Genomic DNA, 17,641 nt, shown 5'->3' on the forward strand with positions numbered 1-17,641 from the left:
TGACGGCCGGGCTATTCATGAGCCCTGGTCTTTAATCGCCACCACCTGACGGCAACGTGATTTCGGCGATCAGACCACCCCCTTTCCTGGCCTGCAGGTTCAGCGCCCCTCCGAATCTCTCCGCAATCGCACGTACGATCGAGAGCCCGAGACCAGCTCCGTCCTTGCCATTGCGGCCTTGATCTCCGCGCCAGAACCGTCTTCCGATCAGAGAAACATGATCTTCACCAAGTCCCGGCCCCCGATCGGCAATCGCGATGCGAAACCGATCGGCCGCCGAGTCGAATGAAACCAGCAAGTCCACAGGCGTATTCGGCGGCGAATAGCGAATCGCATTGTCGACAAGATTACGGATGGCCGCCTCCAGCATCGATCTTGGAATTGGTGTTGCCGTGTCACTGCCTTCGATGGATACATTCAGGCGAGGTCTTTCGGCAACGTCCAGCTTCTGGAGTACAGCGGCCACAGCGGCAAGCACGGACTCGCAGCCATCTGCCGGATCGATCGATGCGTCTGCTCGGGCGAGCACCATCATCTGATCCAATGTACGCCTCAGGCGCTGTACACCCGCCTCCGCGTTACCGAGCGAGATCTTTGCCTCCTCGCCTTCAGTCAGGCGGGCCACCTGGAGATGCGTGTCGATGACGGTCAGAGGCGTTCGCAATTCATGGGCCGCGGCATCCGTGAATGCCCGCTGGCTGGACAATGCCCGCGCCAGACGTCCCAGCAAGCCGTTCATGGCATCCAGCATCGGACGCAGTTCAGAGGGCGAATGCTCAACAGCAATCGGGCTGGTGTCGTCCGTTCTCTTGACTCGCAGCTGCTCGCGTAGGGCGTTCAGCGGAGCCAATCCTCGACCGATGCCAATCCACAGGGCAACGAGTCCTCCGAAGCTGGCGATCAGGAAAGGCACACCTGCCGCATACAGCAGTTCATCAATCAGGACGTCTCTCTGATCCATGCGGTCGGCTGTCGTGATCTGATAACCGTCAACACGCAAAACATAAACACGCCACTGGCTGCCATCCACTTCGCGCGTGCTGAAGCCGATGGGCAGCTCCTCGAATTCGGAATGCGGGCCATGCGTCGTACGTGCAAGAATCTCGCCGCGGAGCAAGCGAATCTCGCATGCGATCCCTTCGCTCCCGCTGACCCGCACGACTTCTGCGAAGCCGGTATCCACTGGATTCGGCGCCAGTGCTGCCTGCTCGAGCAAGCCCGACACCATGCGAGCCGACATGGCAAGCTGTCCGTCGAGCGTGCGATCCAGATTGGCGTGAATACTGCGCATCATCAGTCCGGCAGCAGCGACCCACAGCACCATCAACGAAACTCCGGCGATCAGGACAGCGCGCAGACGCAGGCTCATGCCTTGGTTCTCCACCCCAGGCGATAGCCGAGGCCACGCGCGGTTTCTATTGCATCGGCGCCCAATTTGCGCCGGATGTTGTGAATGTGGACGTTCAAGGCATTGCTGCTGACTTCTTCACCAAGCCCATACAGGCGTTCGTTCAAAGCGTCGGGCGACACCCAACGTCCATCGGCATCGGCAAGGTGGGCCAGAAGATCGACTTCACGGCGTGACAGCGCAACGGGATCGCCATCGAGCCAAGCCAGGCCACTTTCGGGCTCCAATCGCAGTGGCCCTGCCGCAATGGCTTGCGTTGCCCGGCCTTGCGTGCGTCGGACAAGCGCATGCAGCCGTGCCGCCAGTTCGCGCAGGTCGAACGGTTTGACCATGTAGTCGTCCGCCCCTTCACGCAGCCCTTTCAGCTTGTGCTCGATGGCATCGCGCGCGGAGAGGATCAGCACGGGCAACTGAGGCTCCATGGTTCGCACGCTGTTCAGTACGTCCATACCGTCCCGATCAGGCAGCCCCAGATCGAGCACGAGCGCCTGAAAGCTCTCTTCCATGTGGGTGCTTTCCGCCTCTCGCGCCGTCGCAACGTGATGCACTGCGATGCCGTGCTTGCGCAAACCCGACACGATTCCGGCGCCGATCAGCTCATCGTCTTCAACCAGCAGCACCCGCATTCCCTGCCTCTCCATACCTCGACCACGATGCATGTTATGCCACAAGCGCATATTGCGTCAGCAAATGGTTTCAGCATTAGTCTATTTTAGTTTCGCTTAATCGAACGGGCGCATCATCAATAAAGCCTTGACTGGAGGATTTGAATTTGTCCCTGTATCGACGCGCCTTTGCTGTTTTCCTGCTGTATTGCTGCGCCATTGGCGCTGCGTGGGCGAATGACGGCTTGTTCTCCTGGTCGAACAATACTCGTGGCTTTCTCGAGGCTGCCGATGTTTTCAGGCTGGACGATGTGCTGCAGCAGGGCGATTCATTCACGATGACCGGACATGTCGCCGATAAGCACTACGTCTATCGCCATTCGCTCAGGCTGATGGACGGGACAGGTCGTGAGATCGAACTGGACCTTCCGGCCGGTACAGCCAAGCATGACGAGTTTTTCGGGGACACCGAAATCTACCAGGGCGACACCCTGCGGCTGCACTTTCCGACTGCCACCCCCGGCCCGGTAACGCTGCACTGGCAAGGGTGCGCCGAGGCCGGCATCTGCTATCCGCCACAGGCCATCCGAGTGGATCTGCCGGCAACCGGTCAATCCACGCCAGCCGGAGCCTCACCGCCGCAGGAACACATGGCGCCAAACACACTCGCAGCCGACTTGGCCGAAGATCAGGCGGCCGCACAACGCCTCGCCGCATTGGGGCCTGTCGCCGGGATTTTGCTGTTCTTCGGCTTTGGTCTGCTGTTGGCCTTCACCCCCTGCGCACTGCCGATGATCCCCATCATCTCCACGATGATCGTAGGCAGCCAGGCCAAACCGCGCCGGGCCTTTCTTCTGTCGCTGTCCTATGTTCTGGCAATGGCCGGCACCTATGCGGCAGTGGGCGTCGCTGCGGGCCTGGCCGGTGCCAATCTCCAGGCCACGCTGCAATCACCCTGGCTGCTCGGAGCATTTGCGACGCTGTTCCTAATCCTCGCCAGTTCGCTGTTCGGTCTGTTCGAGTTGCAATTGCCTTCGGCCCTGGTCGATCGTGTGGAATCGGCCGGCAGACGCCGTCCGGGCGGCAGCCTTGCCGGCGCCTCGGCGCTCGGCTTTCTCTCGGCGCTTCTGGTCGGCCCCTGCATGACAGCTCCCCTGGCGGGCGCCCTGCTCTACATCGGCCAGACCGGCAGCGCACTTTACGGCGGCCTGGCGCTGTTCGCACTGGGCCTGGGCATGGGTTTGCCCTTGCTGGCCATCGCGGTATTCGGTGCAAAGGTACTCCCCGGCCGGGCGTATGGATGAACAGGGTGCGTGTCGCGTTCGGCTACGTCATGGTCGGCATGGCCGTCATGATGTTGGCTCGCTTCCTGCCCACCACGGTGAGCCTGGCGCTCTGGGGCGCGTGGATCCTGTCCATTGCGGTCGGCCTGATCGCTTGGGGGCAGGCCGTGGCAGAGAGACAGCGGCTGGTTTGGGCCTTGCGTTCCGGCGCCGCTTTCGCGGGCTTGTGGGCGACGCTGATGCTGGTTGGTGCCGCTTCGGGCGGTGATTCCGCCTTGCAGCCGCTGGGGCACCTTCGCAATGCCACCGCAGCAAGCATGCCAGCCGCACAAAGCGGCGTGAGCCATGTTCAAGCGAAATCGGTCGAAGACGTGGATGGGCTTCTGGCACAGGCAGCATCGCGCGGCCAATGGTCCCTGATCGACTTCTACGCCGATTGGTGCGTGAGTTGCCATGTGATCGAGCGCAAGGTGTTCGGTGATCCAGCCGTGGCTGCGCGGCTAGCCAACATGCAGGTGATACGCCCCGACGTGACGCGCAACGATGTCACGGATCAGGCGCTGCTCAAGCGCTGGGGGGTCATGGGGCCACCCACACTCATCCTCGTGGGGCCTGATGGCGAGGAGCGCCGCGAACTGCGCGTGGTCGGCGAGATCGATGCACGAGCTTTCCTGGAACGTCTGGATTCGGTGAACGCCTCATGATCGGTTTTGGCCCATTTCCGTTCAAAGTCATCATCGTCCTGCTTGCCGTGCTCATCGCCTGGGCGACGGCACGTGCCCTGGCCAAACACAAACCGGATGCGACACCCAAGACGGCCGGCGGGATGATTCTCGACTCTGTGCTCTGGGGCACTGTGACAGCTCGGCTGGGGTACATCGCCCAATGGTGGGACGAGTATTCGGCTACGCCGGCATCCATGCTCGCCATCGGCGATGGCGGCTTTGTGTGGTGGGTCGGCGTCCTTGCCGCACTCACGCTGATCGCATGGAAAACACGCCGCAGCCAGGCAGCGCGAGTGCCAACGCTGGCCGGTATCACCGCGGGCGTGCTAGCCTGGTTTGCCGCAGGCAGCGTGGTGCAACTGCTGCATCACGCCGCGCCGCCATTGCCGACTCTGGAACTGGCGACGCTCGATGAGAACCCGGTGAACCTAGCTACCTATGCAGGCCGGCCAATCGTGCTCAACCTCTGGACAAGCTGGTGTCCTCCCTGTCGCCGCGAAATGCCCGTGTTTCAACAGGCCCAGGCGATGTTCCCGAAAGTGGCCTTCGTCATGGTCAACCAAGGGGAAAGCGCGCAGCAGACGCGCGCCTTTCTGCAGCACGAACAGTTGGCACTCAGGGATGTGCTGCTGGATCCGGCATCCATGACCATGCAGACGCTGGGCACACGCGGCTTGCCGACCACGATGTTCTTTGACGAACAGGGGCGCCTAGTGGACACCCACCTTGGAGCACTAACCTTGGCCAGTCTCAAGCACACCCTGTCGCGCCACTTCCCCGCTACAAGCCAGCTTCAAACACATACGGAGTAAGCATGTTTCCACGACTTTCCTCCTTCATCGCCACGGCCAGCCTGATGTCGATGGCCGCGTGCAGCCAAGCCCAATCCACCGATAAACCTGCTTCGGTCAGAGCGCTGGAAGACCAGGGCCTGACGGTCATGCAGGAGTTCAAGGTAAGCGGCGGCCTGCGCGCATTCGCCGCGGTGGCCGGCGATCGGCCGGTTGCCATCTACGTCACGAGCGACGGAAATGCCATCGTCGGCACGCGCCTGGATGGCAAGGGGCAAGCCCTCGACGAAGAGGCGCTGGAACGGCTGGCAGCCAAGCCGGTCAGCGACAAGGCCTGGGCGCAGCTCGAATCCTCCAGATGGGTGCGCGATGGGAAAGCCGACGCGCCTCGCGTGATCTACACCTTCACCGATGCAAATTGCCCCTACTGCAATCGCTTTTCGGAAGCCGCCCGGCCCTGGGTGGATGCAGGCAAAGTGCAACTGCGCCACATCATGGTAGGGATCATCAAGGCGGACAGCGCGGGCAAGGCAGCGGCGATCCTGGGCGCGAGCGATCCATCGGCGGCATTACTGGAGAACGAAAAGAAGTACAAGCAGGGTGGCATCGCCCCGATCGAGAGCATTTCCAGTGACGTACGCAAGGCCCTGGAAGACAACCAGATGCTCATGATCAGAATGGGCTTCCAAGGGACGCCTGGCATCGTCATCCGTGACGACGGTGGCGTGCTCAAGAAGTACGGCGGCATGCCGCAGCAAGCCGCTCTGACCGAAGTATTTGGACCCTTCTGATGTACCAGTAAACGACACGCCAGCACGTTCAGGCCTGTTGGAGAAACGTGATTCGTGGGCCGACTTTGGGGTGCCCCAGGCGGAAGGCCACCCACGTACATCCCCGCCTTGCGGAAGGCCGCGAGCAATCCAGCCGTCCCGGCAAGAAGCTCAGGGAAGTGCCTCTTGCGATCTTCGACTCCTTGTGCGCCTCCAACTCGTGGAACAGCTCCCCAAGGTGACGCGGGGCAAAGCCGGAGCTTACCCCCTATGCGTTACTTGAGGAATGGTTCGTTTTGCGACGAAGCTTCACTCATCAGCCAATCCCGGAAAGCCACCAGCCTTGGCAAGCTGGCGCACTCGGAGCGATACACGACGTAATAAGCCAGTTCGGATTCAAACCGGATCTCAGGGAACAGCCGCACCAGTCGTCCCGCCGCCAGATCGGCGTGTGCCATGACGCTACGTGCAAGTGCCACGCCCCGCCCCTCGATCGCTGCCTGCAAGACCGCCGCCGAGTTGTTGATCTTCATGCCACGCGAGGTGGCCACTCCGGTCACGTTGGCCCTCTCGAACCATTTGTCCCAGGTCGGGAAGCCTACATGGCCGTCCATCGACAGGTCGTGGATCAGGGTGACGGCGCCAAGGCTTTCGGGTGTATGGAAATGTCGATTCTGCCGCAACAACTCGGGTGAACAGGCCGGGAAAATCTCCTCTCCCATCAGCTTGTCCGCCACCAACCCCGGCCACGTACCGATGCCGTAGCGCACGCCAACGTCCACCCGCTGGGCCACGAAGTCCACAGGCTTGAGATTGGTCTCGAGGCGCACATCGGTGTCGGGACAAATGGCCTGGAATCGCTCGAAGCGCGGCAACAACCATTTGGCGGCAAATGCAGGGCTTACGGTGACGGTCAATACACCGCCGACCGCCCCCTCCTTGAGTCGTTCCATGCCCAAAGCCAGCCTGTCGAAGCCTGCCCTTATGTCAGGCAGTGCACGCAACGCAGCGTCTGTCGGCACAAGCCTGGCCTTGCCGCTGCTGCCCCGGATGAACAGAGGGGTGCCAAGCCATTCCTCCAACCCACGAACGAGCTGGCCAACGGCCGCCGGCGTGACGTTGAGTTCCTGCGCCGCGGCCGAGAAGCTCTGGTGGCGCGCGCTGGCTTCAAACGCGCGCAAGGCATTCAAATGAACTGGCAGCCTCATGGCGATAAAGATTTTCTTTCAATCACTAATACTTTAACTCATTTGTAAGTTGAATGAAATCATCAAAAAATCTTACCTCAATCAAGCTAGAGATAGATTTCAGATGGGCAAGCAATTCAAGGACAGGACACTGCTGGTCATCGGCGGCATCTATGGAATAGGCATGCAGACGGCCCGCATGGTGCTGGCCGAAGGCGGCAGCGCGGTGATCGTGGGCAACCGCCCCAGGAAAACCGGGCAAGCGTGCGAAATGCATGTACGCAAGGTGTCGGCCGAGCCGGGTCAGGTCTGGGCGCTGACGACAGACCTGACCAGCGATGAAGGGCTGGCCGCGCTGCTGCAGGTCATCGGCGAGCAGCATGCGGACATCGACCTGCTGATCAACGTCGCCGACGTGTTCCTTCCCAAGCCTTTCCTGGAGCATCAGAGCGCGGATTTCGACCAGTACATGAAACTGAACAAGGCGCTCTTCCTCATCACGCAGAAGGTCGCTGCCAATCTGATCGCCCAGAATCGTCCGGGCGCCATCGTCAATATCGGCTCGATGTGGGCCAGGCAGGCCATCGCCGCCACACCGTCGTCGGCCTGTTCGATGGCCAAGGCCGGCCTGCATTCGCTGACCAGGCACTTGGCGATGGAACTGGCGCCCAAGCACATCCGCGTCAATGCGATATCGCCGGCCGTGGTGGAGACGCCGATCTACGAGGACTTCACCCCTGAGCCCGAGATGCGCAAGGCTCGACGGGACTTCAACGGCTTCCACCCGATCGGTCGTGTGGGCACCCCACAGGATGTTGCAGCGGTCGCCACTTTTCTGCTCTCGGACAAAGCTGGTTGGATCACCGGCGCCGTATGGGACGTGGATGGCGGCGTGATGGCCGGCCGCAACTGATGCGTAGCTGGGCTCCTCGGGGCCCACTACCAGTTGGAGAGGACATCCATTCAATCGTTCGTCGATTTCATCACCTTTTTCTTGCTGGCCATCTGAAAGTTATATGAAATTCACCATTCATCGTATTGTTCATATTATCTGCCATTAAAAATCGCCGCAACTCACTCTCGCCGGGCGCAGCTCCATTTGCGTAGTAGTGCGTAGGGGACAGCATTGATAGATATGAAAAGGCTGCTCCCTTAAATTCTCCATGCAGGAGAAACGCCAAGGCAAATGGCTACAGGTCTTTTCAATTAATCCAGGCAGGGTGAGTGAAATGAATTCCAATCCAATGATCGGGGAATCGAATGTGGCGTCCGATGGGCGTGCACTTCAGAGTGACGAAAGCTGGACTTTCAAACGGCGCGCCTTCCTGCGCATGCTGGGTTATGGCGCAAGCGCTGTTGCGCTCGGGCCGCTGATGGCAGCCAGCCGCAGTGCGATCGGGCAGTCAGCGGCGGGAAATCTGCGGGCCGAGCTGGTACACGATGCGGACTTCTGGACTTCGGTGCAGAAAATGTTCGTACTGAACACGGACAGAACCTTCATGAATATCGGTACTGCAGGGTCGATGCCGGAAGCGGTGTTGTCGCTATTCGCCGAGGAGAATTTCGCCAAGGCCAGGGATTCCCTGAACGGCTATGGCGACCGCGCCGATCTGCGCGCACTGGTCGCTCCCGGGTTCGGCGTCGACAGCGATGAATTGGCTTTTTCCTACAATACCTCGTCCGGAATGTGCCATTCGATTCTCGGCATAAAGTGGAAACCCGGCGACGTGATCGTGACCACCAATCACGAGCATTTCGGCGGAGATGTGCCGCTTGCCATTGCCGCAGACCGCTACGGCGTCGAAGTTTCGCGTGTAGCCCTTCCAGTAGGCAACAACCAGACTGCAGCGACCTATGTGTCGCTATTCGACGAACGCATCCGCCAACTGAAGCGCCAGGGCAAGCGCGTGCGCGCGATGATGTGGTCGTCGCCGACCTACAAGACCGGCACGATGCTGCCGATCGCAGATCTGATGGAAGTCGTCAAGGCGCACGAACTCATCAGCATTGTCGACGGTGCCCATCTGCCCGGCATGATGGCCTACGACTACGGCGCGCTGGGATGCGACTTCATGTCGGGCGCCGGACACAAGTGGCAGTGCGGCCCGGGCTCCACCGGCATTCTGATCATGCGCAACAAGATCCGTGCGTCCAATCCCTTGCCGCTGCCCGAGTGGTATCCGGTACATGGCACCGCCTACAACAACACTCCGCGCACGACCAACGGAACGGCGACCTGGGATGTGGCAGCCAGTGTGACCAACTGCGGCAGCACCCATGTGCCGATGTACAAGGCGCTGGTGAAAGCTTGCGAACTGTGGGACAGCATCGGCAGGAAGAAGATCGAGACCTATGACCTCGCGCTGTCTGCCTATCTCAAGGAACGGATCGTCGAACTGTGGGGCGTGGATGCCTTGTACTCCCCAAAGGACGATCCCAAGCTGGTGTCGGCCCTGACCAGCTTCAATCCGTTCCAGAACCCGGCCGATGTGATGAACCGGGAAAAATCGAACCAGTTCGTCAGCCTCATGCTGTCGGACTACTCGCCTGGCTTTGCAATCCGAAATGCGGGCTTCGACGTCATCGGGGCGCCTGCCCAGCACTACGGCGTACGTGTTTCCACCCACCTCTGGGCGGATGCCGACGATGTCGACCGCCTCGTCGATGCGATGTGGCAATTGTCGAAAAAAATGGCCTGAGGAACAGGCTTTTCAACCCTGCATGAGGAAACGAAGATGAAGCTCAAGAAACTTGGTTTGACGACCGCCATGATGGCTGCCCTGGCGAGCTTTGGCGCGCACGCGGACGGCGAGATTCGCGCCGTGGCCTCGCCCGATGCACCAAAGGCGATTGGTCCCTATTCCCAGGCGGTACGGGCTGGGTCAGTGCTGTATCTGGCCGGCCAGATTCCGATCGATCCGAAAACCGGCGAACTCATGAAAGATGCCTCCATCGAGGAGCAGACGCGGTTGGTGCTGGACAATCTGAAGGCCGTTCTGGCCGCCGACGGCATGACGATGGCGAATGTCGTGTCCACCAGCGTGTTCATGAAGAACCTGGACGAGTTCACCAAGATGAACGAAGTCTATGCCACGTATTTCGGTGCAGTGCCGCCTGCCCGCGCGACGGTGCAGGTTGCACGTCTGCCGCGTGACGTGTCGATCGAGATCAGCGCCATCGCGGTCAAGCCCTGACACGCAGTTGCTGCCGAGAGCTGCTGTTCCCTCCCCGTGATGAAGCTCAGAATCGTCCTGCTGTTCGTCATCGGCTTCGAGATCGCCGCTCTTGGTTCGATGGCCTTCTTCGTCCGGAAGGAGGCCATCGAATTCGTGGAGGCCGAGCGCGAGCTGCTGCTGGCAGTCTATGCTCGCGGCATGGAACGGGAGCTGCAACGCTACGTCGAGCTGGCTCGTTCCATGATTCAGCAACTCGCGCGCGGCAACGGCGACGTGGCGGAGTTGCAGGGCCAAGCCCTGCAACTGCTGTCGCGCATGGGCTTCGACAAGGATGGCTACTTCTTCGCATACGACAAGGATGGCTCCTTGTTGCTGGATTCGAAGCAGATGTACATGGAAGGCCTGAAGCTCTGTGATCTGCAAGAACCCGCCGGCAGGGAACCCGTGGAACTGATTCTGGCAAAGGCCAGGAATGGGGGCGGCTTCGTCAGCTACGACTGGCAAAAGCCGTCATCGCAAAAGCAGGCCCGCAAGCTGTCCTACGTCTTCTCGATCGACAACTGGGACTGGATCATCGGCACCGGAATCTACATGGACGAGCTCTCAGACGCTCTTGTCCGCATCGAGGAACGCGCCCGGCAGAACATCAGCCGTACCCTCAACAAGATATTCCTGATCGCCGCGCTGTCGATCATATTCATCGGCGCCACGGGCTTCGGCGTCTACCTGCGCAGCTATCGGACTTCCAGCGAGAAGTTGCGGCAACTCGCCCAGCGCGTCGTACGTGCCCAGGAGGAAGAGCGTTGCAGGGTGGCGAGGGAACTCCATGACGGCGTGGTGCAGGTGCTCGTCTCATCCAAATATCACCTCGAGGCCGCCCAGTACCGGCAAGCTCATGCCGACCAGTTCGTTGATACGCACAGCCCCTCGACCGAGCATCTCATCGGCGACGGTCTGCAACGGCTGAACAAGGCGCTAGGCGAGATACACCGGGTATCCCACGATCTGCGCCCCGCCCTGCTGGACGATCTCGGCCTCGTGCCGGCGCTCAGGCAGCTCGTGAACCAGTTGCGGGATCAACATGCCCTCGACGTGGTGCTGATCGAGAAGGGCTCCCCGCTCGATCTGCCGATCGACGAGAGTACCGCCCTGTTCCGCGTCGTGCAGGAGGCGATAAACAACATCCTGGCCCATGCTCAGGCCACCCGGGTGACGATCTCGCTGAACTTCGCCGAATCCCGTGTCACCCTCGGAATTCGCGACGATGGCGTGGGCTTCGACCTGAAGAAGATCCAGGCCGATGCAAGAGGTGGAATCGGTTTGCGCAACATGCGCGAACGCATAGAGAGCTTCAAGGGCCGTCTGTCGATCCGATCGAGTCCGCGCAATACCTGCATCGAAGCCTGTCTCGATCTGAGCAAGAGGGCCTGATGAACGAGGCAGCACACCCCCGCATTCTGCTCGTCGACGACCATCCGCTGGTGCGCGACGGAATCCGCATGCGCCTCGAAATGAGTCTGGAGGTCGAAGTCGTCGGTGAGGCTGCCGACGCCCGGACGGCCATGGCGCTCACCGCGGCACTTGCGCCCGACATCGTGATCACCGACATCCGCATGCCCAACGCCAACGGCATCAGCCTGCTGGCGGCACTGAACAATCATTTTCGCGGCGTGAAGACGCTCGTACTGTCGATGCTGAAAGAGCCGGCCTATGTACGCCGAACCATGGCAATGGGGGCCCGCGGCTACGTTCTCAAGGATGACCCCTCGGAGCATCTGATCGACGCCATCCGCACCGTGAATACCGGCGAGATCTACCTCAGCCAGCGGGTCGCGAGCCTGGTCGACGCCGGACTGCCGCTCGAGCGCGCGTTGCCCGCCCTGACGCCGAAGGAAATTGCGATCCTCAATCTGCTCGCAAAAGGCTGCTCGAACAAGGAAATCGCCTCGTTGCTCGGCTCCTCGATCCGCACCGTCGAATCCCATCGGCTCAATCTGCGTCGCAAGCTCGGCGTGGAAGGCCGGGCTGCGCTGGTCAAATATGCCATCGACTATTCGGATCTCGGCTTCGGACCCAGCGATGTCCTTGACGAAAACGACGTGCTTCACGAATGAGCAAGCCGCCGGGGGGCGATCACCGCACTCGGCCGCTGCGGAAAGACGCTGATGGAGCACGGTACCCGAATGCGCGTAATGCATCCGGCTCGGCGAGCGACTTTAATGGAAAAGTTTTTCTTTCAAAAATAAAAACTTTATCTCATTTGTCGGCTGATGAAAACGAGTGAAAAATCCCTCTCAACCCAGCCATGGATCCAGTGCACCGAGTGATCCATGACTGGGGTTCGGTGGCCTCCATCAGAGCCAGTATGAATAGATTTTCTTACAACAAAGAGGCATTGCAATGAGCAAGCAATTCAAGGGTCGGAAGCTGCTGGTCATCGGCGGCACCAGCGGGATGGGCCTGGAGACGGCCCGCATGGTGCTGGCCGAAGGCGGCAGCGTCGTGATCGTGGGCCATCGCCCGGAGAAGACCAAAGCAGCGGGCAAGGGATTGGCCGAACTGGGCTATGTCTGGACACTGACGGCCGATCTGACCAGCGACGAAGGACTGGCCGAACTGCTCGAGGCCATCGACGAGCAGCACCCGGACATCGATCTGCTGGTCAACGCCGCCGGCGTGTTCTTTCCCAAGCCCTTCCTGGAGCACTCGGACGCCGACTACGACCAGTACATGAAGCTGAACAAGGCCTTCTTCTTCATCACGCAGAAGGTGGCTGCCAACCTGGTCGCACAGGATCGTCCCGGCGCCATCGTCAACATCGGCTCGATGTGGGCAAGGCAGGCGATCGCCGCCACGCCGTCGTCGGCCTACTCGATGGCCAAGGCGGGTTTGCACTCACTGACCCAGCATCTGGCGATGGAGCTGGCACCCAAGCACATCCGCGTGAATGCGGTGTCTCCGGCCGTGGTGGAAACCCCGATCTACGAAGGCTTCATCCCCAAGGCCGAAGTGCACAGCGCGCTGCAAGGTTTCAACAGCTTCCACCCCATCGGCCGCGTGGGCACCCCGCAGGATGTCGCCGAAGTCGTCACCTTCCTGCTGTCGGACAAGGCAGGCTGGGTCACCGGTGCCATCTGGGACGTGGATGGCGGCGTGATGGCCGGCCGCAATTGATGCACGGCGGGCAGGCGCCTTGCGCCTGGCCGCGCATGCTTTACCCACCTACCGAGCAAGGAGAAATGCACATGGTTTATCTTCAGATCACCCTCAAGATCGCCGACACCAATCGCGCGGCCGCTGCTGGCATCTACCAGAAGTACAAGGCACCGTTCCTCGACACCATCGCTGGCGCGAAGTCGAAGGAGTTGCTGGTGCGCAATGAAGACGTGCAGGTGCTTCATGGCTTCGATACCAAGGAGAACGCGAACGCCTATCTGCAAAGCGAGCTGTTCACCACCGATGTGGTGGCCGGTCTGAAGCCGCTGGTCGATGCCGACCCTGACGTGCGCATCTATCAGGTTGCGTAAAGCTTCCCCATAGCCGGGCGCGCAAGCCGCGCCCGGTTTCTTTTTTATGTTGATGAAGGGCGGATTTTCATGATGCACGGCTGAAACAATTACCGCGGCTCCCTGCTGGAATGTTCCAGCTTTGGCTTGTGTTGCATCGGTGCCCAGTAACCACGCGCCCCCTCGCCCGACGCGGCTCCATTTGCGTAGTAGTGCGTAGGGAGCAGCGCTGATAGCGATGGAAAGGCTGCTCCCCTAAATTCTCCATGCAGGAAAAACATCAAGCAAGTGGTTGCAAATCTTTCCAAGTAATCGCGGCAGTTATAAGCATAACTTTCCCAAGCAGTGGCCCCATGACGTCGACGCCCCATGCCAAGCCGGAAATCGATCGGCCCATGCTGGATGCCGCTGCGCTTTTCGGAGATCTGACGTGATATCCAAACTGGTGTGGTTGATCGTCGCCCTGGTCGGGGCGGCCGGCTTTGCCATGCTTGCCCTGAGCCGGGGCGAACATGTGAATGCAGCATGGCTGATCCTGGCGGCACTGTCGTGCTATTCCATCGCCTATCGCTTCTACAGCAAGTTCATCGCCGAGAAGGTGTTCGAACTCGATGACCGGCGCATGACGCCGGCCGTGCGGCGCAACGACGGCCTGGACTACGTGCCGACCAACAAGTGGGTGCTGTTCGGCCACCACTTCGCCGCGATCGCCGGCGCCGGTCCGCTGGTCGGCCCGATCCTGGCGGCGCAGATGGGCTTCCTGCCCGGCACCATCTGGATCCTGGTCGGCGTGATGCTGGCCGGCGCGGTGCAGGATTTCCTCGTGCTGTTCATCTCGGCCCGCCGCGACGGCCGTTCGCTGGGCGAGATGGCCAAGCAGGAGCTCGGTTCCTTCGCCGGCGTGATCGTCATGCTGGGCACGCTGGGGGTGATGATCATCATCCTGTCGGCGCTGGCGCTGGTGGTGGTCAAGGCGCTGGCCGAAAGCCCGTGGGGCACCTTCACCATCGCCGCGACGATCCCGATTGCGATCTTCATGGGCGTCTACATGCGCTTCATCCGTCCGGGCCGCATCGCCGAAATCTCGGTGATCGGCTTCGTGCTGATGATGGCCGCGATCATCTTCGGCGAGGACATCGCCCACCACGAGTACTGGGGCCCGTTCTTCACCATGACCGGCCCGCAGCTGACGCTGGCGCTGGTGATCTACGGCTTCGTCGCCTCGGTGCTGCCGGTGTGGCTGCTGCTGGCGCCGCGCGACTACCTGTCGACCTTCCTGAAGCTGGGCGTGATCATCGGCCTGGCGATCGGCATCCTGGTGTCGCTGCCCGACCTGAAGATGCCGGCGATGACCCAGTTCGTCGACGGTTCCGGCCCGGTGTTCTCCGGCAGCCTGTTCCCCTTCCTGTTCATCACCATCGCCTGCGGCGCGATCTCCGGCTTCCATGCGCTGGTGTCCTCGGGCACCACGCCCAAGCTGGTCGAGCGTGAATCGCACATGCGCGTGATCGGCTACGGCGCGATGATCGGCGAGTCGCTGGTCGCCATCATGGCGATGATCTGCGCCACGATCCTCGACCCGGGCATCTACTTCGCGCTGAACTCGCCGGCCGCCGTCATCGGCACCACGGTCGAATCCGCGGCGCAGGTGATCAACGGCTGGGGCTTCACGGTGACGCCGGAAATCCTCGCCCAGATGGCCAAGGACGTCGGTGAGCACAGCATCCTGTCGCGCGCCGGCGGTGCGCCGACCTTCGCCGTGGGCATGGCGGTGATCATTACCGACCTGTTCAACAGCAAGGCGATGATGGCGTTCTGGTATCACTTCGCGATCCTGTTCGAAGCGCTGTTCATCCTCACCGCGGTCGATGCCGGCACGCGTGCCTGCCGCTTCATGGTGCAGGATCTGGCCGGCACCTTCATCCCCGGCATGAGCCAGACCCGCAGCCTGGCCGGCAACCTGCTCGGCACGGCGGTGGCGGTGTCGGGCTGGGGCTACTTCGTCTATCAGGGCACGGTCGATCCGCTGGGCGGCATCAACACGCTGTGGCCGCTGTTCGGCATCGGCAACCAGATGCTCGCCGCGATGGCACTGCTGCTGGGCACCGCGGTGCTGTTCAAGATGAAGAAGGAGCGCTACGCCTGGGTGACGGTGGTGCCGACGGTGTTCCTGCTGATCACCACGATGACCGCCGGCTGGCTGAAGATCTTCAGCCCGGATCCGAAGGTCGGTTTCCTCGCGCTGGCCAACCGCTTCAACGAAGCTGCGGCCCAGGGCACCATTCTGGCACCGGCCAGGAGCATCGAGGAGATGAGCCGCGTCGCCTTCAACAACCAGATCAACGCGGCGCTGTGCGCTTTCTTCATGATCGTGGCGGTGGTGATGCTGGTGGCGGTGGTCATCAACATCCGCAAGGCGCTCGCCAGCACCACGCCGACGGCGAACGAAGTGGCGCCGGCCTACCAGTCCGAGCCCGCCCGTGCTTGATCTTTCCTACCTCACCGGCCGCAAGCCGGCCGGCGCCGCCGAGGCGCCGGCCGCGGCTGGAGCGGCCGCGGCGGAAGCGGGGCTGGACGACGCCTATGCGCGCTACGTCGCCGAGACGCGCGCGCAGCAGGCGGATGCGGTGCCGATGTCCGAAACCGAGTTCGAACGCTACAGCCTGGGCTCGAACTGGCTGTCGGGCCTGCGCGACGCCGCGCGCAAAGTGGTGCAGACCTGCCGTCTCGTGATCGGCATCCACGACTACGAGTACTATCTGGACCACATGCGCTCGCTCCACCCGGAGGCGACGCCCTTCACCCGCGAGGAGTTCTACCGCTACTGCCTGGAGGCGCGCTATCCCAGCGCCGAGCGCGGCAGCAGCCGATGCCCCTGCTGAAGGCAGCGCAACGGCGATCAAGATAGGATCGGTCAGCTTAGCTGACCGATCCTATCTCACATCACCCGACATACGGGTGTCGGCACCAAGCGGTTCAAGTCGTTGACGCCATTAAACAAGCTCGGCTTCCTCCGTGCTGATACCGGAAGGCCATCGGCCAGTGGAGAAGACGCGGGTAGAATCGCTCGACGATTTCATCATCTTCGGCGTGGCTCCTTCCCGTCCGGCAGCCACTGTCCGCCCAAGGCTGCCAACCCCCATGGCCGGATCTGCCATGGTGCCGATCTTCAGGATTGATCGACATGTCTGCTGCCGCGCTGCGGGAACGACTCGAATCCCGGCAGGTTGCCATCTATTTCCTCGCCGTGTTGCTCGCTGCCGCGCTGGCATGGCTGCTGCCGGGCACCGCGGCACTGGCGCCGGCGATCGATCCCCTGCTCGCCTTCATGCTGTTCGTCACCTTCCTGCAGATGCCCTTGATCGAGCTGCGCCAAGCCTTGGCGAACGTGCGCTTCCTCGGCGCCTTGCTGACGGCGAACTTCATCGTCGTGCCGATACTGGCGGCGGTGCTGATGAACTGGCTGCCGGACGATCCGCTGCTGCGCACCGGCGCCTTGCTGGTGCTGCTGGCGCCGTGCATCGACTATGTGGTGACCTTCGCCCATCTCGGCCGTGCCGATGCCCGGGCACTGCTGGCATCCACGCCGGTGCTGCTGGCCACTCAGATGCTGCTGCTACCGGTTTTCCTGGGGCTGTTTCTCGGTGAGGGCGCGGCCCGGGTCGTGCAATGGGAGCCCTTCCTGCATGCTTTCACCTGGCTGATCGCAGTGCCGCTGGCGCTTGCCGCCGCCTGCCAGGCATGGGCCGCCCGCACCGAAACGGGCGCGAAAGCGGCGTCCCTGCTGGGGCTGTTCCCCGTGCCCGCCACCGCGGCGGTGCTGTTCGTCGTCGTCGCGGCCGTGACGCCCCAGCTCGGCCTGGCGCTGGATGCGGTTCGCGCGGTCGTACCGGTCTACATCGCTTTTGCCGTCGTCTCGCCGTTACTGGGCTGGACGGTGGCGCGCGGCTGGCGGCTGCCGGCGGATCAGGGGCGGGCAGTCGCCTTCAGCAGCGCCACCCGCAACTCGCTGGTCGTGCTGCCGCTGGGGCTGGCGATTCCGGGCGCCCTTCCCTTGATACCGGCGGTGATCGTCGCGCAGACACTGGTGGAACTCGTCAGTGAACTGCTCTACGTGAAGCTACTGCCGCGTCTGGGTCCGGTTTCGACACCCAAACGTTAAAGAGGCTTGCGGGCAGCAATCGCCGCCC

At 61.8% G+C, this 17,641-nt stretch carries 17 protein-coding genes; 14 read left to right on the top strand and 3 right to left on the bottom strand.

Translation table 11 applies throughout. The annotated features are described in order from the left end of the window. Positions 1–31: 31 nt before the first annotated feature. Positions 32–1,369 carry an ATP-binding protein gene (locus AAFL97_RS10585; protein ID WP_341644872.1) on the bottom strand — a complete coding sequence of 446 codons (1,338 nt, stop codon included), beginning with the start codon at positions 1,367–1,369 and terminating at the stop codon, positions 32–34. Then, entirely contained in the window at positions 1,366–2,034 is a 669-nt protein-coding gene (locus tag AAFL97_RS10590) for a response regulator (protein WP_341644873.1), read from the bottom strand. Before AAFL97_RS10590 ends, AAFL97_RS10585 begins: the two co-directional genes overlap by 4 nt. Before the next feature lie 146 nt (positions 2,035–2,180). Between AAFL97_RS10590 and dsbD the strand changes: the two genes are divergently transcribed. The 4 genes from dsbD to dsbG are packed head-to-tail and all read left to right on the top strand — an operon-like array spanning position 2,181 to position 5,603. Further along, positions 2,181–3,317, top strand: coding sequence for a protein-disulfide reductase DsbD (gene dsbD, locus AAFL97_RS10595; protein WP_341644874.1), 1,137 nt, complete (start codon positions 2,181–2,183; stop codon positions 3,315–3,317). Beyond that, positions 3,314–4,000, top strand: a complete 687-nt coding sequence (locus tag AAFL97_RS10600; RefSeq protein WP_341644875.1) for a thioredoxin family protein — start codon at positions 3,314–3,316, stop codon at positions 3,998–4,000. Before dsbD ends, AAFL97_RS10600 begins: the two co-directional genes overlap by 4 nt. Next, entirely contained in the window at positions 3,997–4,833 is an 837-nt protein-coding gene (locus AAFL97_RS10605) for a TlpA disulfide reductase family protein (RefSeq protein WP_341644876.1), read from the top strand. The genes AAFL97_RS10600 and AAFL97_RS10605 overlap by 4 nt, the downstream gene beginning before the upstream one ends. 2 nt (positions 4,834–4,835) lie before the next feature. Then, complete coding sequence (gene dsbG / locus AAFL97_RS10610) at positions 4,836–5,603, top strand: thiol:disulfide interchange protein DsbG (protein ID WP_341644877.1); 768 nt, start codon at positions 4,836–4,838, stop codon at positions 5,601–5,603. Positions 5,604–5,857: 254 nt separating this feature from the next. Here dsbG and gcvA read toward each other — a convergent pair whose 3' ends face one another. Beyond that, complete coding sequence (gene gcvA / locus AAFL97_RS10615; RefSeq protein ID WP_341644878.1) at positions 5,858–6,790, bottom strand: transcriptional regulator GcvA; 933 nt, start codon at positions 6,788–6,790, stop codon at positions 5,858–5,860. A gap of 103 nt (positions 6,791–6,893) precedes the next feature. On the opposite strand from gcvA, the gene AAFL97_RS10620 reads away from it, so the two are divergent. The 10 genes from AAFL97_RS10620 (at position 6,894) to AAFL97_RS10665 (ending at position 17,613) form a co-directional block, all read left to right on the top strand. Beyond that, the gene (locus AAFL97_RS10620) at positions 6,894–7,682 is read left to right on the top strand and encodes an SDR family NAD(P)-dependent oxidoreductase (RefSeq protein ID WP_341644879.1); all 789 of its coding nucleotides are present in this window, start codon (positions 6,894–6,896) and stop codon (positions 7,680–7,682) included. Positions 7,683–7,932: 250 nt separating this feature from the next. Next, the gene (locus AAFL97_RS10625; RefSeq protein ID WP_341644880.1) at positions 7,933–9,468 is read left to right on the top strand and encodes an aminotransferase class V-fold PLP-dependent enzyme; all 1,536 of its coding nucleotides are present in this window, start codon (positions 7,933–7,935) and stop codon (positions 9,466–9,468) included. A 36-nt stretch (positions 9,469–9,504) separates the two neighbouring features. Then, on the top strand, positions 9,505–9,963 hold the full coding sequence (locus AAFL97_RS10630; RefSeq protein WP_341644881.1) for a RidA family protein: 459 nt from the start codon (positions 9,505–9,507) through the stop codon (positions 9,961–9,963). 39 nt (positions 9,964–10,002) lie between these two features. Continuing rightward, entirely contained in the window at positions 10,003–11,376 is a 1,374-nt protein-coding gene (locus AAFL97_RS10635; RefSeq protein WP_341644882.1) for a cache domain-containing protein, read from the top strand. Next, the gene (locus tag AAFL97_RS10640; RefSeq protein ID WP_341644883.1) at positions 11,376–12,059 is read left to right on the top strand and encodes a response regulator transcription factor; all 684 of its coding nucleotides are present in this window, start codon (positions 11,376–11,378) and stop codon (positions 12,057–12,059) included. Before AAFL97_RS10635 ends, AAFL97_RS10640 begins: the two co-directional genes overlap by 1 nt. A 286-nt stretch (positions 12,060–12,345) precedes the next feature. Beyond that, on the top strand, positions 12,346–13,119 hold the full coding sequence (locus AAFL97_RS10645) for an SDR family NAD(P)-dependent oxidoreductase (protein ID WP_341644884.1): 774 nt from the start codon (positions 12,346–12,348) through the stop codon (positions 13,117–13,119). 71 nt (positions 13,120–13,190) lie between these two features. Then, the gene (locus tag AAFL97_RS10650) at positions 13,191–13,472 is read left to right on the top strand and encodes a hypothetical protein (protein WP_341644885.1); all 282 of its coding nucleotides are present in this window, start codon (positions 13,191–13,193) and stop codon (positions 13,470–13,472) included. Between the two features lie 409 nt (positions 13,473–13,881). Continuing rightward, positions 13,882–15,939: a carbon starvation CstA family protein gene (locus tag AAFL97_RS10655; RefSeq protein WP_341644886.1), complete on the top strand. Its 2,058-nt coding sequence runs from the start codon at positions 13,882–13,884 to the stop codon at positions 15,937–15,939. Next, entirely contained in the window at positions 15,932–16,333 is a 402-nt protein-coding gene (locus AAFL97_RS10660; protein WP_341644887.1) for a CstA-like transporter-associated (seleno)protein, read from the top strand. The genes AAFL97_RS10655 and AAFL97_RS10660 overlap by 8 nt, the downstream gene beginning before the upstream one ends. A gap of 302 nt (positions 16,334–16,635) precedes the next feature. After that, a complete protein-coding gene (locus tag AAFL97_RS10665; RefSeq protein ID WP_341644888.1) occupies positions 16,636–17,613 on the top strand; it encodes an arsenic resistance protein in 978 nt (325 codons plus the stop codon). Positions 17,614–17,641 lie beyond the last annotated feature (28 nt).

Source organism: Thauera sp. SDU_THAU2 (assembly GCF_038260575.1).
Lineage (GTDB): Bacteria > Pseudomonadota > Gammaproteobacteria > Burkholderiales > Rhodocyclaceae > Thauera.

Excerpts from the sequence above, each read along its gene's own strand:
- AAFL97_RS10585 (WP_341644872.1), bottom strand. The coding sequence starts at position 1,369 with ATGAGCCTGCGTCTGCGCGCTGTCCTGATCGCCGGAGTTTCGTTGATG.
- AAFL97_RS10590 (WP_341644873.1), bottom strand. The coding sequence starts at position 2,034 with ATGCGGGTGCTGCTGGTTGAAGACGATGAGCTGATCGGCGCCGGAATC.
- AAFL97_RS10600 (WP_341644875.1), top strand. The coding sequence starts at position 3,314 with ATGAACAGGGTGCGTGTCGCGTTCGGCTACGTCATGGTCGGCATGGCC.
- AAFL97_RS10605 (WP_341644876.1), top strand. The coding sequence starts at position 3,997 with ATGATCGGTTTTGGCCCATTTCCGTTCAAAGTCATCATCGTCCTGCTT.
- dsbG (WP_341644877.1), top strand. The coding sequence starts at position 4,836 with ATGTTTCCACGACTTTCCTCCTTCATCGCCACGGCCAGCCTGATGTCG.
- gcvA (WP_341644878.1), bottom strand. The coding sequence starts at position 6,790 with ATGAGGCTGCCAGTTCATTTGAATGCCTTGCGCGCGTTTGAAGCCAGC.
- AAFL97_RS10620 (WP_341644879.1), top strand. The coding sequence starts at position 6,894 with ATGGGCAAGCAATTCAAGGACAGGACACTGCTGGTCATCGGCGGCATC.
- AAFL97_RS10625 (WP_341644880.1), top strand. The coding sequence starts at position 7,933 with ATGCAGGAGAAACGCCAAGGCAAATGGCTACAGGTCTTTTCAATTAAT.
- AAFL97_RS10630 (WP_341644881.1), top strand. The coding sequence starts at position 9,505 with ATGAAGCTCAAGAAACTTGGTTTGACGACCGCCATGATGGCTGCCCTG.
- AAFL97_RS10635 (WP_341644882.1), top strand. The coding sequence starts at position 10,003 with ATGAAGCTCAGAATCGTCCTGCTGTTCGTCATCGGCTTCGAGATCGCC.
- AAFL97_RS10640 (WP_341644883.1), top strand. The coding sequence starts at position 11,376 with ATGAACGAGGCAGCACACCCCCGCATTCTGCTCGTCGACGACCATCCG.
- AAFL97_RS10645 (WP_341644884.1), top strand. The coding sequence starts at position 12,346 with ATGAGCAAGCAATTCAAGGGTCGGAAGCTGCTGGTCATCGGCGGCACC.
- AAFL97_RS10650 (WP_341644885.1), top strand. The coding sequence starts at position 13,191 with ATGGTTTATCTTCAGATCACCCTCAAGATCGCCGACACCAATCGCGCG.
- AAFL97_RS10665 (WP_341644888.1), top strand. The coding sequence starts at position 16,636 with ATGTCTGCTGCCGCGCTGCGGGAACGACTCGAATCCCGGCAGGTTGCC.